The organism is Siphonobacter aquaeclarae, from assembly GCF_900103285.1.
GTDB classification, from domain to species: Bacteria; Bacteroidota; Bacteroidia; order Cytophagales; family Spirosomataceae; genus Siphonobacter; species Siphonobacter aquaeclarae.
Genome location: NZ_FNGS01000004.1, coordinates 63,710 through 78,660 on the forward strand (window position 1 = coordinate 63,710; position 14,951 = coordinate 78,660).

Sequence of the window (14,951 nt, forward strand, 5' to 3'; positions counted from 1 at the left end):
CTTTATTGGAGCGAAAGGACAAAAGCGGCACTCTCAAATTCGTTGTATAGCGTAAAAGGCAGGCCCTGCGTCATCAGAAACTCGCCGGTGAAGGTCTTGCCTTCGTAATCGCCCAGGCGGGTAAACGAGCCTTTGTTGATCTCAGTCAGTTTGTAGACGCCGTCTTTTTTCAGGCCTTTGAGGCGGACGGTCGATTTATCCCCGTAAATCGCTTTTTTCAGCAGGTAATGAAAGACCACCACGCTGTCCTGCCGTTCAGAAACGTAGGAAATAGCGGCGCGGTCGTGCGTGTAGGGCGACTGCAACCGGTACAAATCTCCGTGGAGTACCGTTCCGCGGATTTGCTTGTACGTCTGAATTGCCTTTTGAGAGAATGCTTTTTCGTCGGGAGACATCTGTCCCGGCTGAAGATCCATACCCAGTTTCCCGGACATGGCGACGTCGAAACGGAACTTCAGCGGCGTAGCCCGGCCGGTGATGTGGTTCGGCGTCACCGACACGTGCGAGGCCAGGCCGATGGCCGGGAAGAAGTGCGTTACGCCCCATTGGATACGGATGCGGTCGAGGGCATCGGTATTATCGCTCGACCAATATTCCTGAAAATAAGGCATCGTGCCGTAGTCCATCCGCCCGCCGCCGCCGGAGCAGACCATCGCGGTAATGTCCGGGAATTTCTTCCGGAAACGCTCCAGTACCTTCATCAGTCCGCGGGAATACTCCACAAATAAATGCGACTGTTTGTCAGCCCCGAGGTAACTCGATCCGGGGTTGGTGAGGTAGCGGTTGCAGTCCCACTTGAGGTAGCTGATACCTTTGTTTTCGGTAACGGTTTTTTCGAGGACGGAATAGACATACTCCTGGACAGCCGGGTTGGTCAGGTCGAGAATGAGCTGATTCCGCTGGAGATCCAGCTCACGGTTTGCTGCCGTCAGGACCCATTCCGGGTGTTTTTCATATAGTTCGCTCTTGGGATTCACCATCTCCGGCTCCACCCAGATACCGAATTTCAGGTTGCGTTTGCGGCACTCTTCAGCGAGGTAAGACAGGCCATGCGGGAGTTTTTTCGGGTTGACGGTCCAGTCGCCCAACCCGGCGTCGTCGTTATTGCGGGGGTATTTGGTCCCAAACCAGCCGTCGTCGAGCAGAAAGAGCTCAAACCCCATGCTGGCGGCGTCTTTGATAATAGCCGACAGCTTCGTCTCGTCGAAATCGAAGTAGGTTGCCTCCCAATTATTGAGGAGGATATCGCGGGATGCCTGGCCGTCGCGCAGGCCATACGTCCGCGCCCAGCGGTGAAAACGGCGGGATACTTCTCCGCTGCCGCCGTCACTCCAGGTATAGAGGAAAGAGGGTGTTTTGAAAACGGTCTTCGGCGCGAGTTTGTACTCGGCGGCAAACGGGTTGGCGCCGGCGGTAAGCTGGAGTTTTTTTGTGCGGTCGAGCTCGAAGCGGAACTGCCAGTTACCCGGCCAGGCGAGGGTACCGCCGACGACCTCGCCGGTGTCTTCCTGTAGTTTGCCGTTGACCGACAACAGGAAGGACGGATTACTCATCTGATTCGAACGAACGGTGAGTTTCGAGTCGACAATCTTCGTACCCTCCGTCAGTTCTGTTTCGACGAGGTTAAATTCATTTGCCCAATCCCCGTAGAAATAGCTCAGGAAATACGGGGCAGACCGGAAACCGAGCGCTGCAGATGCGTAGTTATGCAGGGTAATAGCGCTTTTTTCAGTGTGTTCGATCTCCGTCCACTGTTCGATAACGTCCTGTTTGCGGTAGGTTTTGTAGCAAATCCGGACTTCGTCGGGGTAGTGGCTGTCTTTGAGATAGATAGTGGTGAGGGTGCTGTTGGCGTCGACCACCATTTCGGTGTGGCGGGAGTAGACCAGGCGGGTGGTGAGGTTGCCGTCGGCGTGGGTGATACGCAGGGCCGCGTCGGAAATATCCGTACCGTAGGCGGGATAGGCGGGGGTACCGTCGCCCGTCGGCGCGGCGGTCATCGCCTTACCGAAATAGACCTGGGTCAGTTGTTTTTTGCCGTCTACGCTGAGAACCAGCTGGGTATGCTCTGTACCGACGCGGATGAGCGGGTTCTGGGCGAAGGCCGTACTGCCGAGCAGCCAGCCGGCCGCGAGGGCGATCCATCGGACGTTTTTTCCGGGAAATACCTGCATAAAGATAGTGTTACAAAATCTTCAAAAAGTACAGGCAAAATTGAATAGGAAAAGGCGTCCCGGAAATGGGGGTTTTTATGGGAATGATGGACTATTTTATGGTAGGATTGGTGTTGAGGATGGGTACTTTGTTTTCGGTTTTCGGTCTTCTGTTTTCGGTTGGTGTGACGGGAATCGCGGTGTATGGCATTAACCAGGGAGCGGGCTGGCTTCATCGCAAAGACTGAGGCCTCTCCCGCCGTGCGTAGCATCCGCTACGCACTTTTTACTTGGCAGGCTGTGCCTGCCGCAGCTATTGTACTCACCATCAGCCTATCCGGAAGAAATTAACAATTCTCAAAAGGTTTTAAAATATTCAGCAGAGAAAAACGTCTTTTCTCTAACCAACCAACTCTATTCATGCATTTTTTTCCTTCCCTTCTATTGCTTGCTGTTCTCACAACTACCGCCGTTTTTTCTCAGACCCCGTTACCGAACGTCCGCACTGATACCATCAACGTATTTCCGGCACAGCGCGCGCTCAAAGGCGTTTGGGAATGGTCAAAAGGAAACGAAAAACTGACCTTCTACATCGATACGGATGTGGTAACCCACGCCGGAAACATCCGGGTTGAACACCTCTTCGGTAATCATGTATACGAAAGAGACGGAAAAAGGATCGACCCTTTGCGCGGAGTTTCAGACAAGCCGACCGGGAAAGACTTCACCATCATAATGGGGCCCAGTAGACCTGAACCGGACACCCGCATGTATAGCGGATCTGTCCGGGAGGAATCGCTCGGAAAATCTTCGGAGATGACTATCGACTACGATCCGATTTTAAAGATTATGAAGGTTCAACTATCGGATCAACGGGGAATTTTCCTCAGCAAACCGATTGAAGGTCATGTCCTTCCTGTATCCTTTGAACTGAAGAAGATCAAATAAGGAACGGCGGTTCAGTTTTCAGTTTTCAGTTTTCAGTTTTCAGTTTCCAGTTTTCAGTTTTCAGTTTTCAGTTTTCAGTTTTCAGTTTTCGAGGGATTGTCTGATCCTCCATGAACCCCTAAAAACAGCAAACCCGTCTGCCCACCCAACTGAAAACAGAAAACCGCAAACTGAAAACCCCCAGGCTCAAACCAACTCCACCCCCCCCGCCCGGTACCCGTCCAATCGCGGGTCGTCGCTGGGTAATTCAGTAATCAAACCGTCAATCGCCGCGAGCTCACATACCCGGAAAAAATCAACGGTATTCAGTTTCTCATGGTTGACGAGGGCGAGGGTTTTCAGAGACGACGCAAGCACGGCCTTCTTGACTTCTCCGTCTGCTGCCACAGCCGCCGTAATACCGGCAGCCGGATCAGCGGAGCAGACGCCCATCAGGTATAAATCGGCCTGATAACGAGCCGCTTCCAGGCAGGTTTGTACGCCCAGATTGGTTTGTGTGGCACGGTCGTACTGACCGCCGAGTACGATCAACTCCACTCCCGGATGTGCGCCCAACACAGGCACAAGGGCCATGTTATGGGTAATGACGCGGAGGCGGGTATCTGCCGGGAGACTTGCCGCAACCGCCAGCATCGTCGTTCCTCCGTCCATGAATACCGTCCGGCAGCCGGCCAACTGCTGCAGCGCCTTCAGTGCGATGACTTTCTTGGCGTCGGAAAATAGTTCTTCCCGGTCCTGAAAAAGCAGCGGGTTGGCCGAAGGCGCCATCGCTCCGCCGCGTACTTTCACCAGCAAGCCATTCTTACTCAGGGCGTCGATATCCCGGCGGGCGGTATCTTCCGATACCTGCAACTGGGACGCTACCGCTTCGAAGGATACCTTCCCCGATGCCTTTAACTCCTTCAGGATCAACCCGAAGCGTTCTTCTTTCGTCATGATTTTTTGAACAGATAGGAAATACCCACCAGCGCCATCAGCAGGGCCGTAAACCCGAAAGCTACTTCCAGGGAAGTATGCTCGGCAATGAAGCCCAGCAGTGCCGGCCCGGCGAGTTGCCCGGTATATCCCAGTGTTGTAATGGCCGGAATCGCGACGGCGCTCGGTACATTACGCAGTCGCCCGCCTTCCGAAAAGAATACCGGCACGATATTGGCCGCGCCGATGCCGACGAGGACAAAACCCGACAAGTTTCCGAACAATACCGGACTGAAGATGATCAGCGCAAAACCCAGTACGGAAACAAACGCTCCGCCGACTACCACCCAGCGCTCCGCCATGCGGGAGACGACGCGGTCGCCCACGAGCCGCATCGCTGCCATCGCAATCGAAAACGCGGCGTAACCGGCGCCCGCGAGAGCCTCTTCCACACCTTTTGCGTCGCGCAGGTACAGCGCGCTCCAGTCCAGAATCGCGCCTTCCGACAAAAAAGAAGCGAAGCACATCGCGCCAAGAAAGAAAACCGAGCCGGTCATCCAGGAAACACGACCGGATTTTCCGGAAGGAATATCAGGTGAAAAGCGTAGCATAACCGTCCGCTCCGTCTCCGCATCCATCAGAAAACCGGCCTGGCTGAAGGTCAGCAGCAATAGTAAAACCGACACACACAAAGCTGCATACAACGGATCCAGCCCTGTTTTCATCAGGAAACCGATGGCGAGTGGCCCGCAGAGTCCGCCGACGCTGAACAACCCGTGCAGGGAAGACATGATCGGTCGGCCCGCTAGGTTTTGTACCTGCACGGCGTGCGCGTTCATGGCCACGTCGATACTGCCCACCCCTGCGCCGAAGATAAACAGCATCACCGCCATGAGCGGAGCCGTGTGCATCACCAGCAGCAACGGCAGGGAGAGGGCGATGAGCACGCCCGCGCCGGTCATCACCCGGCGGGAACCCACGCGATTGATGAGCCAGCCCGTGACGGGCATCATCAGAATTGCACCGGCGCCAAGGCAGAGCAGCAGCAGGCCGACCTGGCTGTCGTCCAGACCCAGGCGATCTTTCACATATGGCACCATCGGTGCCCAGCTCGAGATCCCGAAACCGCATACGAGGAAGAAGGCCGCTGTCGCAAACCGGGTCTTTTTCAGGTCTAATGCCAATCCTTCTGCTGTCATTTTCATGTTTCCACTATTTTCGTGTCCCGGATGATTCGACCAAGACTTTGCAATATTCAGCAAATTTGCAAAACTTTGCAAAAATCTTAATCAAGCCCGGGTTACTCTTTCCATTTTTCTCACATGCAACGACGCGAATTTCTCAAGCAATCTGGTCTCCTCGCAGCGGGAGCCGCCGCCTTTACCTCCCTCGACGCCTTCGCCGCGCCGCACAAACTCATCAAGCCTTTCGGCGTACAGCTGTATAGTGCACGGGATATCCTGCCGAAAGATCCGAAAGGCGTGATGACCGAACTGGCTAAAATGGGATACCAGCAGTTCGAAAGCTACTCCGGCCCCAAGGGTTTTCTCTGGGGTATGGAGGCGAAAGAAGCCAAGTCTTTCCTCGATGGCCTGGGCGTGAAGATGGTTTCGACCCACTTCGATTTCGGCTCAGCCGCCAAGAGCGACGACGTACTGAAAAAGCAGATCGAAATGGCACAGGGAGCAGGGCTGACGTACCTGTTCTGCCCGTACATCGGTGCGCAGAAATCCTGGGATGCCTGGAAGAAAATCGCGGATAACTTCAACCGCGTCGGCGAAGAAGTGGCCAAAGCCGGCCTGAAATTCGGCTACCACAACCACGATTACTCCTTCCGCCCCCTCGAAGGCAAGCTCCCGCAGGAGTACCTCCTCGAAAACACCGATCCGAAGCACGTATCCTTTGAGCTGGATCTCTGCTGGATCGACGTCGCAGGTGTCAACACGGCCGAGCACCTCAAAAAGTACGGTAAGCGCTATGTGGCCTGCCACATCAAGGATTATAACAAGGAGAACGGTCGCCCGGTACAAAACGACCTCGGCAAAGGCTCTGTTGATTTCAAGAAAACCCTGAGCGACGCCCGCAAGGCCGGTATCAAGCTTTTCATCGTGGAGCAGGAAGAATATCCGACGAAATCTCCGCTGGAAAGCCTGAAAAACGACGCGGAATACATGAAAACGCTCTCGGTATAATCACCTGACACTCACCCCTTAAGGAGCGGAGGCTGACCTCCGCTCCTTTTTTTGTGAAAATCGAACACCTGGCTATCTGGGGTACCAGCCTGGAGCAGGCCAAAACCTTTTATGAGCGGAATATCGACGCCGTTTCGGGAGAAAAATACGAGAACAGCGCGAGGCAGTCGTATTTCCTTCGGTTTGGCGACGGTTGCCGCCTGGGATCGCCCGGCCGGATGTGGCTGACGTACCGAAAAAGTATGACCAACCCCAAACGGACCTCGCCCACTTTGCCCTGTCGGTTGATAGCAAAGATGCGCTGAATACCCGGACGGAGCGCCTCCGGGCAGACGGGGCATACTATTGTCGGGGAGCCACGCACCACCGGAGACCGATACTTACGAAAGCGTGGCACTCGACCCGGAAGGGAATGTGGTGGAGATCACGGCATAGCAGCTCCCTGGCAGTATTTAGTGAAATCGCAATGGTATTTTCTCCACCTGTTGTTGGCGCGGCAAACACGATTGCAAACCTGCCTTCGCGGCGCTTACTTGGGCCGTCGTTCGCTAACCTCTCCTATCATGCGCTTCTGGCTTACCCTGGGCATCGCGGTTTCTCTTTCAGCCGGCCGGCCGCATTCCTCCGTTACCCTGCTCGGCAAAGGACAGCTACCCGTAATCACTGCCGATAGCCGTGGCACGATTCACCTCGTCTTCGGTCGGGAGGATACGTTGTTTTATGCTTCCTCTGCGGACCTGGGAAAGACATTTTCGAAGCCTTTGGCGGTGACGCGACTGCCAGAGCTCGTTCTGATTGCGACACGAGGCCCTCAGATTGCTGCCGGCGACAAGCAACTGCTTATAACAGCCAGTGACAAGGCAGGAAACGTGTGGGCATGGTCGCGGCCCCGGCGCGGCGGGGAGTGGTCGCACGCGGTCCGTATCAACGATCAGCCGGATATAGGAAGGGAAGGGTTTCAGGCTGTAACTGCCCTGTCCGACAACCGCTTTTTTGCCGCCTGGCTAGACCTTCGGGGAAATAAGCGCAACAAAATTGTCGGGGCTCTTTCGGTCGACGGCGGACGCACCTGGAATCCGAACCAGCTTATTTACCAGTCGCCGGATGAAACCGTCTGCGAATGCTGCCGGGTTTCGGTGGCCGCGTCAGGAAACAACATAGCGGTCCTCTTCCGGAATTGGCTCAATGGTTCCCGGGATCTGTACCTGTCACAATCCCGGAACGGGGGACAGTCGTTTTCCTCTGCCGAAAAACTGGGGCTGGGCACCTGGAAACTGAATGCCTGCCCGATGGACGGGGGAGGTCTGGCCGTGACCGGACCGGCATCGTTCCTCACGGCCTGGCGGCGGGAAAGTTCGCTCTATCTCTGCCGTCCGGGGCAGCCGGAAGCGTTGCTCGGTCCCGGACGTCAGGTCGCACTCGCGGCCGACAAGAAGCATTGGGTGGCTGCATTCCAGCAGGGCGGCTCCATTCGCCTGCAAACGGATCTCGGAGAAGCAACCGAATTCGGCCCCGGACAAACACCGAGTGTGACGATCTCCCGGGGCGAGGCCATCTGCGTATGGGAAAACGAACGGAGCATCAGCACGGCGGTCCTGCCGCTGCACTGAAGTTGGTCACACGGCATTCTGAATACTCAACCCAGCACCCGCACCGGTTTTTTGTGTTCATCCACCGCGACGAACGTAAAAGAACCATGAATAGCCCGATGCCGCTCTGCCGCGTACATTTCTTCCACAAAGATCTCCACGCCCACCCGCAGGCTGGTATTTCCGACATGCTCGATCTTGCCGACGAGCTCGATGATCGTGCCGGCCGGGATCGGTTGTGTAAAGTTGATTTTGTCGGAGGACACGGTTACCATCCGTTTCCGGGAGAAGCGGGTGGCGGTGATGAAGGCCACTTCGTCCATCAGTTGCATGGCCGTCCCACCGAAGAGCGTGTCGTAGTGGTTGGTCGTATTCGGGAAAACGGCCTTAAAGATGCTGGTTTCCGCCGCGGCGATACGCGCGTCGATGCTTGGCTGATCGGTATTCATGTTGATTGGGAAAAGACCGGGGCGGTCGTCGCGCCGAGTGCCGTCAGGCACGCCGGGCAGAGGCAGCCCACGTACTGAGATTGTATAAAGCGCTGCTGCTCAGGCGTGAGCGTCACTTTCACACAGGGGCATACGCCGATCTGATCGGCCCGGCAGTCAAACAATTTGCGGCAGCGGGGGCAGGTATGTTCCATGCAAAAGCGAAGCAGGCGCCAAAGGCGGTTTCCGGTACAATCGGGCGATTCGGAGAAGGCGGGATGAGGGAAACCGGCCGCGGAGCAGAAGCCGTAAGGATGTGCCCGTAAAGATAGCGGGGAGACGAAGGATTTGGAGGATAAAAGTAAAAAGGGAATTCTGTTCCAATCACCCGATACGCCGAAACCTCAGCTTATTCGGGATGATTTCATGCAGGGAACCATCCGTAGCCAGATACATCTCCGGCGGAAGCAGGTACACAACAAACGATTGACGCCACGCATCCGCCACGCAGGTAATCCGGGCGTGGGCGGGGCTGTTTTTCCGGGAAACAGTACCCTTCAGGTTTCCCTGGGAAGCAGACAGGTAAAAGGTATAGTGATGATCTGTCTCGGGCGTATGCCGGTACTGATACGTATCCGCCACCACAGAGTCGCCGCGGGTATGCCGGTAATAGCCCAGCAACACATCCAGCTTCATATCCAGAGGCTTCACATAGACCGTCTCGGTACGCAGGAAAATGCGGATGGAGTCTCCGTTTTCGGTCCAGAGCCAGTCGCCGGTGAAAAGGGCATTATCGGGGCGGCGGATATGGCTGCCGCGTTCCGGTAGCGAAGTTTTGTCGGAACGGCGTTTTTTCTGGGCGGAAGCGGGGATGGTGAGGAGGAGCAGGAGGAAGCAGAGGAGTTTCATGGTGGGTGGGGTGAAATGAGTATTTCTGAACTAAAAGCCGATCAGGGTAAACTTCCGCGTAGCAATTGATAGCAGCAAGCTATAGAGCAAATAAAAAAAGCTAAACGTCAATACGGCAGTAAGCAATGTTGTACCAATTGTCCGGACAGAGGTACTCCGCTTCCGCAGCAGCACCGTCAACCAGGTTAATGCTATCATTACAATCCAGATCGGAATACCCAGCCAGCGGGTTTTCACAAGTGATAGATTGAAGAATGTAGGTAATAGCAGAAAAGCGGGAATTAAAGCAATTCCGAGGTAGTAGCCTAGGAGATAGCGGATGCGAAAAGGGATTTGCATGGTTTGGAGGGGTTGGATGAAGGAAATATCTTGCGTTTCAGGCAAAGTTGCAGGGTTTTGGAATACCTCTTCCTTACAAGCAAATCGGGTCGCCCGCCATTCCTAGCACCTGCTACGAATTTTTTAACGGGCAGGCTTTGTCTTCCGCAGTCAGGCCATCAGAGGAACAGATATTAGCCAAAGCCTCCTCTGTCGCATTAATCATAAATGCGTTGCTCATATAAGTGTGCGATAGGCACAGCCCATCCATTAAAAATGTCCGTAGTGAATGCTACGGACGGCGGCCAGACGAACTTGCCAGAGTCTATCTCGTCCCCCACAGCAACGCCCTTATATCCACATCCAGTACTTCCGCCATCCTCCGCAGCACCTCCAAATTCGGCTGCGTTTTGTTGTTGCAATAGTTCGTTACAACAACATAGCTCTTACCAATTCTCTCAGCCAGCCAGGTTTGGGTACGCCCCTGCTCTTTTAGTACTTCTTTGATTCGATTGATGGGTATACCAGCCATTTGCAGAAATCAAAAGCTATTCATCTGACTTAGCAAGCCCCAAATGACCGCATACTTCCCGCAATACCTCACAGGGATCTGCTGAAATCGCCAATGCGATCAAGTATAGCTCGTCCGCCCGGAGGTGCGTGGCGGTGTTGTTGCATAGCTCGCTCAAACGGGTTTTGTTGATACCCGTGCGCCGGGATACTTCGGCACGGTTGATGGATCTGCGTGATAGGTAGAGACCGAGGGGTGTCATGGGTTGCGGTTTTCTGAACCTAAACATATTGACTCCGGACATCTTTTCCGAAAAGAAGTAAATACCATTTGTTAATTAATCAGAATTTCGGTACATTTGTTTCGATTATAGGAACAATCTTCTATCCAACCCAACCATGCTCAACTACACCAAACCCCAACTTGAACGCATCATCGCCGTTCAGCTCGAACACATCGACTCCCTTCAGGACCTCCTCTCCCTCGTCAAAGAACAAAACACCCTCATCGCCAAAGTCAACGAACGGCTCCGGCGGAAACTCTCCGATCAGACGCCCGTCAAACCCTATCCCAAAGCCAGCCGCAAACCAGCCTGAACATTTCTGTGCTTTCTGTGTTTTCTGTGAGAAAAAAACAAAAGTGTCTCACAGAAAGCACAGAAGACACAGAAGATTTTTTGCGATCTCACCGTCTGTGAAGTCCGTGTAGTCTGTGAGAAAAAGAAACACGCCTCCTGACGCCTGGCGCAACGACATTTCCCGCTGTACATACCAGATGGCGCCTTCCCCAACGAATCAGGCAGCAGACCGTTCACAGATTTTAAGGCTTTGTTTTCGAGATTCATTGGAGAAAACCAGCCGACGGCATTAGCTTGGATACCGGTAACGATTCCAACCATGAAACACTTCCTTCTCGCTTTCTTTCTCTCTCTTCCGGCCGCTGCCCAAATGAAACCGGCGTATTTCTATCAGTCGATTGATGTATCGGCTTATCCCGGCGCTTCTTTCACCTTTGAAATGCAGGTTTACGGCGAGCGGGAGGACGAGGAATCCCGAACGGCTCTTACCGTCATCGAATATGCCGGCAACAGATCAGTTGGCAGCGCCCAGGGAGGCGTCACGATGGACCATTTCCGGGAAAACGAGTGGAACCGACTGAGCCTCAGCGGCACGATCGACAAGCGCTGCACCCGGCTCGAAGTGGGCGCGGTTTTCGACGGTCGTGCAGTGTTTTATTACGATGATATTGTGCTGAAAATACAGGACAAGTCCGGAACCCATGTCCTTCCGCTTGAAAACACCGGATTTGAAGGCCCGGATATAAAGCCCTGGCAATTAGGCAATACGCCCAAAGGCACACAGGTTTCCGTAACCAATCTGCAAGCCGCCACTGGCAAACAATCTTTGATGGCGGACGGCATGACGGATAGCCCGTCCGGCCAATTCGCCGACGTCAATGGTGTGAAGATCTATTACGAGATTTCCGGAGAAGGCGCGCCGGTGCTCCTGCTTCACGGTGCGCTGGAAAATCACCACCGGTTCGAGCACCAGATTCACGTGTGGACAAAAAACCGGAAAGTCATCGCTGTCGACACCCGCGGGCACGGCAAATCCACCCTCGATACCACTACCCTGACCTATGAGCTGTATGCCAAAGACATGAGTGCCTTGCTCGATCTGCTCCAAACGGGCCCGGTGGACATTGTCGGTTGGAGTGACGGTGGCATCACGGGCATCCTGATGGCCCGTGATTATCCCGAGAAAGTGAAGAGTGTCGTCGCGATGGGTGCCAACCTCTCCAACGACGGCATCGTCGATTCGCTCAACAAAGAAATGCGCTTCCGGCTGCGGCAACTCGAAAAAACCGATCCGAACGGACTGGAAGCACGGGTCAACCGCTGCATGCTGACAGAGCCGAATATCGATCCTGCCTCTCTTTCAAAAATCCATTGCCCTGTTTTGGTCATCGCCGGAGAAAAAGATGTGATTCTAGAGTCTCACACGCGCCTGATCGCCGCCAGTATTCCCGGATCACGGTTGCTCATTCTCAAAGGCCAAACCCACGACGCGCCCATCGAAGCCCCTTACGTCTTCATCAAAGCCGTGGAAGATTTCTGGAAACAGAAATAAGGCGCGAATAGGCGTCATCCAAACATGGCCAACCCTCATTCTCTCCATCAACCGAAAACTGAAAACCGTCAACCGAAAACAACTCTCAACTCAAAACCCTCAAACAACAAAAAAGCCTGACAACTCTCGTTATCAGGCTTTTTGCGGTCCGGACGGGACTCGAACCCGCGACCCCCTGCGTGACAGGCAGGTATTCTAACCGGCTGAACTACCGGACCGTTTCCTTTGTTCTCTCGGCTTATCCGTCGAACTGGGTTGCAAATATACGGGCCTCAAACCCCGTTTGGCAAGCGTTAGGCGAACAAAATTTCAGCTTTTTTATTGAAAAAGGTACTTTGTTTTGATAACCAGCGGATTAGGAACGAGAAAAATACTGAGAAGGCTTTAAGCCACAGGCAGTAAGCCCTAAGCAGTAAGACAGCGATCAACTCCCCATGCCCTCTGCTCCAGGCCCCATGCCGCAGTAGCCGGTGGTTGAGCCCGGTCGAAACCTGCGCAGTGAATCGATTTGCCTTCTTTTTTTTCGGAAAACTATTCCGCCGGGTGGTTTCGACGGGGCTCAACCACCCCGGGAGAGACGACCGCGTCACCACACCAGCCAACCACCCCATGCTCCCTGCCCTCTGCCCCATGCCTAATCCCCCGGATACCTCACCCCCATCTGCTTTCTCACATTCTCCATACTTTCCATGAGTTCGATACTGAAAGAATGCGGCAGCAGCGCACTTTCAATCAGCCCTTCGCGGAGGCATTCCTCCACATGGCGGGCTTCGTAAGCATACCCAAACCCGATGCGCTCAACGGATAAGCTCTCCGGCTCTCCGTCTTCGGGAATGATCGTCAGCCCCGTCGTTTCCTGAAAACGGCTCTGGAGGAAGAGTTTTCCCTTCGACCCGTAGATCGTGCAGCTGGTGTCGGTTTTGGCGGCAAACGTGGAGAACAACGTAGCCGTCGCCCCGCCCGCAAACCGCAGCGCCATCGAACAGTTCATGTCTACGCCGGTTTCGGTAAGGGTACCCACCGCCCGGATCTCTTCCGGTACGCCGAGCACGAGTTTGCTGATCAGCAATGGGTACAGCCCGATGTCATACAGCGATCCGCCGGCCAGGCCGGGGTCAAACAGCCGGGAAGAAGGATTGTAGTCGGCCCGGAAGCCAAAATCAGCCGTCAGGTGCACCACATCCCCGATCACCCCCGCTTCAATCAGTTCCAGTGCTTTCAGCGTTCCCGGGTTCAGGCGGGTCCAGAGCGCTTCCATCAGAAAAACACCCTGCTCGCGGGCGAACGCCGTCATCTCCCGTACTTGCCGGGTATTGAAAGCAAACGCCTTTTCACAGAGAACGGGCTTACCGGCCTCCAGGCACAACATGACATGCTCAAAATGTTCGGAATGCGGCGAGGCGATGTAGATGACGTCTACGGCCGGATCGGCTACGAGCTCGGCATAGCTGCCGTATGCGTTTGGAACGCCGAATTCGGAGGCAAAAGCCAGTGCACGCTCATGACTGCGGGAGCCTACGGCGATCAGTCGCGCGCCCGGTACATGTTTCAGATCAGCGGTGAATTTCCGGGCGATGCGGCCCGGTGCAAGAATACCCCAGTTCATGATGGTTTGAGAGGAAAATAAAAAACGGGTGAGCTTCCACCCACCCGTTCCGGTTTATTTCAAGGCGTCGAGCAGGCGCTCGACCTGCTCCATCGACACCGCCGGGAAGTTGGCGATGCGGAGCTGGTTATCTTTCGCTTTGCCATATCCGCTGCCGATCAGCATACCCTGCGCCTTCACCCGCTCAATAATCTCTTTGGCGGGCTCTTTGGTATTGGCGACGGCGACCGTCGGACTACGGTGTTCGGTATTTTTCACAAACGGCTCGAACCCATCGGCCTTTTCCAGAAAATCATAAATCTTCCGGGCCTTGGCATCGGTATCTTTCCGGATATGATCCACACCGAGGCGGTTCATGTCTTCGGCGACTTTCCCAAGGAGGTAAATATTCCAGACGTTGGGCGTCTCCGGCGTTTCAAAATTCTTGTAATTTTTCCAGAGACTGGGCAGGCTGTGGTAGGAGCCGATCACCGTCTCCTGTTTCTTCAGCTGTTCGGCCCGCGCAAGGCATTTTTCGTTGACAATCCATACGCCCAGACCTGCCGGCAGACCAAAGGATTTCTGCACCGAGAAAAAGGCAGAATCCACTTCTTCGAAATCCAGGGAATGGTAGGGAGCTGAAGACACCATGTCGACGCAAAACAGCTTGGACCGGTGGCTGCGCTTCAGCTTGTTGATATCCACGCCCCGCATCTGCACACCGGTGGAGGTTTCGTTGGCCGTCAGGCAGACCAGCTCAGCATACTCCGGAATCCGGATTTTGTCTCCGGTTTCCTCGGCTTTTTTGGGCGAACCTTCCGTCACCTTCGAAAATTCCTCATAGTCAAAGCCCTGCCCCAGCGGTTTTTCGACGAGGTGGGCAAACTTTTTCAGGTCCACCGCCGTATCGTAAAACTTCCGGGAAAACGATCCGTTCACGCAGTGAAAGCTTTCAAATTCCACGCAGTTCTGCAGCATCCGTTCCCAGATTTCCGTGGCAGAACCGGTAAACAGGATGGCATGGGTAGACGGGACATTCAGCAAAGCCCGGAGCTGCTCGTCTGTATGCTGGTAAATACGCCGGAACTGCGCAGAACGGTGCGAAATCGACCCGATCTGCTCAGCGAGTGCCGACTGAATATGGTTCGCGACGGTCGGATACAATTCCGCCGGCCCGGGAGTGAAGAAAGTAAGAGACATAGTAAAAGGGGTGAACCTGTATAGGGAGTTAGTTTTTAAGTTTAGAGTTTGAAGTTTAGAGTTGGCATAGTAAA

At 54.5% G+C, this 14,951-nt stretch carries 17 protein-coding genes and 1 tRNA gene; 6 read left to right on the forward strand and 12 right to left on the reverse strand.

Annotated elements, in window-relative coordinates; all coding sequences use genetic code 11:
• Positions 1–2: 2 nt before the first annotated feature.
• Positions 3–2,174, reverse strand: coding sequence for an alpha-galactosidase (locus tag BLR09_RS10700; protein ID WP_093201591.1), 2,172 nt, complete (start codon positions 2,172–2,174; stop codon positions 3–5).
• 399 nt (positions 2,175–2,573) lie between these two features.
• Between BLR09_RS10700 and BLR09_RS10705 the strand changes: the two genes are divergently transcribed.
• Positions 2,574–3,101, forward strand: coding sequence for a hypothetical protein (locus BLR09_RS10705; RefSeq protein ID WP_093201594.1), 528 nt, complete (start codon positions 2,574–2,576; stop codon positions 3,099–3,101).
• A gap of 186 nt (positions 3,102–3,287) precedes the next feature.
• On the opposite strand, the gene BLR09_RS10710 is transcribed toward BLR09_RS10705, so the two are convergent.
• Positions 3,288–4,037 (reverse strand): DeoR/GlpR family DNA-binding transcription regulator, encoded by a 750-nt coding sequence (locus BLR09_RS10710; RefSeq protein WP_093201597.1) that lies wholly within the window; start codon positions 4,035–4,037, stop codon positions 3,288–3,290.
• Positions 4,034–5,221, reverse strand: a complete 1,188-nt coding sequence (locus tag BLR09_RS10715) for an MFS transporter (RefSeq protein ID WP_245689905.1) — start codon at positions 5,219–5,221, stop codon at positions 4,034–4,036. The genes BLR09_RS10710 and BLR09_RS10715 overlap by 4 nt, the downstream gene beginning before the upstream one ends.
• A gap of 117 nt (positions 5,222–5,338) precedes the next feature.
• Between BLR09_RS10715 and BLR09_RS10720 the strand changes: the two genes are divergently transcribed.
• From BLR09_RS10720 to BLR09_RS10730, 3 genes are all read left to right on the forward strand, one after another.
• Complete coding sequence (locus BLR09_RS10720; protein ID WP_093201599.1) at positions 5,339–6,208, forward strand: sugar phosphate isomerase/epimerase family protein; 870 nt, start codon at positions 5,339–5,341, stop codon at positions 6,206–6,208.
• A 53-nt stretch (positions 6,209–6,261) separates the two neighbouring features.
• Positions 6,262–6,513, forward strand: a complete 252-nt coding sequence (locus BLR09_RS10725) for a VOC family protein (protein ID WP_245689906.1) — start codon at positions 6,262–6,264, stop codon at positions 6,511–6,513.
• A gap of 258 nt (positions 6,514–6,771) precedes the next feature.
• A complete protein-coding gene (locus BLR09_RS10730) occupies positions 6,772–7,818 on the forward strand; it encodes a sialidase family protein (RefSeq protein ID WP_245689907.1) in 1,047 nt (348 codons plus the stop codon).
• 26 nt (positions 7,819–7,844) lie between these two features.
• Here BLR09_RS10730 and BLR09_RS10735 read toward each other — a convergent pair whose 3' ends face one another.
• From BLR09_RS10735 to BLR09_RS10760, 6 genes are all read right to left on the reverse strand, one after another.
• The gene (locus tag BLR09_RS10735; protein WP_093201602.1) at positions 7,845–8,246 is read right to left on the reverse strand and encodes an acyl-CoA thioesterase; all 402 of its coding nucleotides are present in this window, start codon (positions 8,244–8,246) and stop codon (positions 7,845–7,847) included.
• Positions 8,243–8,440 carry a cysteine-rich CWC family protein gene (locus tag BLR09_RS10740; RefSeq protein ID WP_093201604.1) on the reverse strand — a complete coding sequence of 66 codons (198 nt, stop codon included), beginning with the start codon at positions 8,438–8,440 and terminating at the stop codon, positions 8,243–8,245. The genes BLR09_RS10735 and BLR09_RS10740 overlap by 4 nt, the downstream gene beginning before the upstream one ends.
• Before the next feature lie 169 nt (positions 8,441–8,609).
• On the reverse strand, positions 8,610–9,134 hold the full coding sequence (locus tag BLR09_RS10745; protein ID WP_093201607.1) for a DUF6705 family protein: 525 nt from the start codon (positions 9,132–9,134) through the stop codon (positions 8,610–8,612).
• A gap of 30 nt (positions 9,135–9,164) precedes the next feature.
• A complete protein-coding gene (locus tag BLR09_RS25305) occupies positions 9,165–9,473 on the reverse strand; it encodes a hypothetical protein (RefSeq protein WP_218126645.1) in 309 nt (102 codons plus the stop codon).
• A gap of 304 nt (positions 9,474–9,777) precedes the next feature.
• Positions 9,778–9,984, reverse strand: coding sequence for a helix-turn-helix transcriptional regulator (locus BLR09_RS10755; RefSeq protein WP_245689908.1), 207 nt, complete (start codon positions 9,982–9,984; stop codon positions 9,778–9,780).
• A 16-nt stretch (positions 9,985–10,000) separates the two neighbouring features.
• Positions 10,001–10,225 (reverse strand): helix-turn-helix domain-containing protein, encoded by a 225-nt coding sequence (locus BLR09_RS10760; protein WP_093202833.1) that lies wholly within the window; start codon positions 10,223–10,225, stop codon positions 10,001–10,003.
• A gap of 136 nt (positions 10,226–10,361) precedes the next feature.
• Between BLR09_RS10760 and BLR09_RS10765 the strand changes: the two genes are divergently transcribed.
• Together BLR09_RS10765 and BLR09_RS10770 are read left to right on the forward strand one after the other, a co-directional pair.
• Positions 10,362–10,559: a hypothetical protein gene (locus BLR09_RS10765; RefSeq protein WP_093201614.1), complete on the forward strand. Its 198-nt coding sequence runs from the start codon at positions 10,362–10,364 to the stop codon at positions 10,557–10,559.
• Positions 10,560–10,859: 300 nt separating this feature from the next.
• Positions 10,860–12,092 (forward strand): alpha/beta fold hydrolase, encoded by a 1,233-nt coding sequence (locus tag BLR09_RS10770; protein WP_093201617.1) that lies wholly within the window; start codon positions 10,860–10,862, stop codon positions 12,090–12,092.
• A 144-nt stretch (positions 12,093–12,236) separates the two neighbouring features.
• On the opposite strand, the gene BLR09_RS10775 is transcribed toward BLR09_RS10770, so the two are convergent.
• From BLR09_RS10775 to BLR09_RS10790, 3 genes are all read right to left on the reverse strand, one after another.
• Positions 12,237–12,310 (reverse strand) — tRNA-Asp (locus BLR09_RS10775).
• Positions 12,311–12,726: 416 nt separating this feature from the next.
• Positions 12,727–13,698, reverse strand: a complete 972-nt coding sequence (locus tag BLR09_RS10785) for a Gfo/Idh/MocA family protein (RefSeq protein ID WP_093201622.1) — start codon at positions 13,696–13,698, stop codon at positions 12,727–12,729.
• 54 nt (positions 13,699–13,752) lie between these two features.
• Entirely contained in the window at positions 13,753–14,877 is a 1,125-nt protein-coding gene (locus BLR09_RS10790) for an aminotransferase class V-fold PLP-dependent enzyme (RefSeq protein WP_093201625.1), read from the reverse strand.
• Positions 14,878–14,951: the final 74 nt, after the last annotated feature.

Bases quoted from the DNA above. Each gene is read 5' to 3' on its own strand.
- BLR09_RS10700 (WP_093201591.1), bottom strand. From the start codon at position 2,174: ATGCAGGTATTTCCCGGAAAAAACGTCCGATGGATCGCCCTCGCGGCC.
- BLR09_RS10705 (WP_093201594.1), top strand. From the start codon at position 2,574: ATGCATTTTTTTCCTTCCCTTCTATTGCTTGCTGTTCTCACAACTACC.
- BLR09_RS10710 (WP_093201597.1), bottom strand. From the start codon at position 4,037: ATGACGAAAGAAGAACGCTTCGGGTTGATCCTGAAGGAGTTAAAGGCA.
- BLR09_RS10715 (WP_245689905.1), bottom strand. From the start codon at position 5,221: ATGAAAATGACAGCAGAAGGATTGGCATTAGACCTGAAAAAGACCCGG.
- BLR09_RS10720 (WP_093201599.1), top strand. From the start codon at position 5,339: ATGCAACGACGCGAATTTCTCAAGCAATCTGGTCTCCTCGCAGCGGGA.
- BLR09_RS10730 (WP_245689907.1), top strand. From the start codon at position 6,772: ATGCGCTTCTGGCTTACCCTGGGCATCGCGGTTTCTCTTTCAGCCGGC.
- BLR09_RS10735 (WP_093201602.1), bottom strand. From the start codon at position 8,246: ATGAATACCGATCAGCCAAGCATCGACGCGCGTATCGCCGCGGCGGAA.
- BLR09_RS10740 (WP_093201604.1), bottom strand. From the start codon at position 8,440: ATGGAACATACCTGCCCCCGCTGCCGCAAATTGTTTGACTGCCGGGCC.
- BLR09_RS10745 (WP_093201607.1), bottom strand. From the start codon at position 9,134: ATGAAACTCCTCTGCTTCCTCCTGCTCCTCCTCACCATCCCCGCTTCC.
- BLR09_RS25305 (WP_218126645.1), bottom strand. From the start codon at position 9,473: ATGCAAATCCCTTTTCGCATCCGCTATCTCCTAGGCTACTACCTCGGA.
- BLR09_RS10755 (WP_245689908.1), bottom strand. From the start codon at position 9,984: ATGGCTGGTATACCCATCAATCGAATCAAAGAAGTACTAAAAGAGCAG.
- BLR09_RS10760 (WP_093202833.1), bottom strand. From the start codon at position 10,225: ATGACACCCCTCGGTCTCTACCTATCACGCAGATCCATCAACCGTGCC.
- BLR09_RS10765 (WP_093201614.1), top strand. From the start codon at position 10,362: ATGCTCAACTACACCAAACCCCAACTTGAACGCATCATCGCCGTTCAG.
- BLR09_RS10770 (WP_093201617.1), top strand. From the start codon at position 10,860: ATGAAACACTTCCTTCTCGCTTTCTTTCTCTCTCTTCCGGCCGCTGCC.
- BLR09_RS10785 (WP_093201622.1), bottom strand. From the start codon at position 13,698: ATGAACTGGGGTATTCTTGCACCGGGCCGCATCGCCCGGAAATTCACC.
- BLR09_RS10790 (WP_093201625.1), bottom strand. From the start codon at position 14,877: ATGTCTCTTACTTTCTTCACTCCCGGGCCGGCGGAATTGTATCCGACC.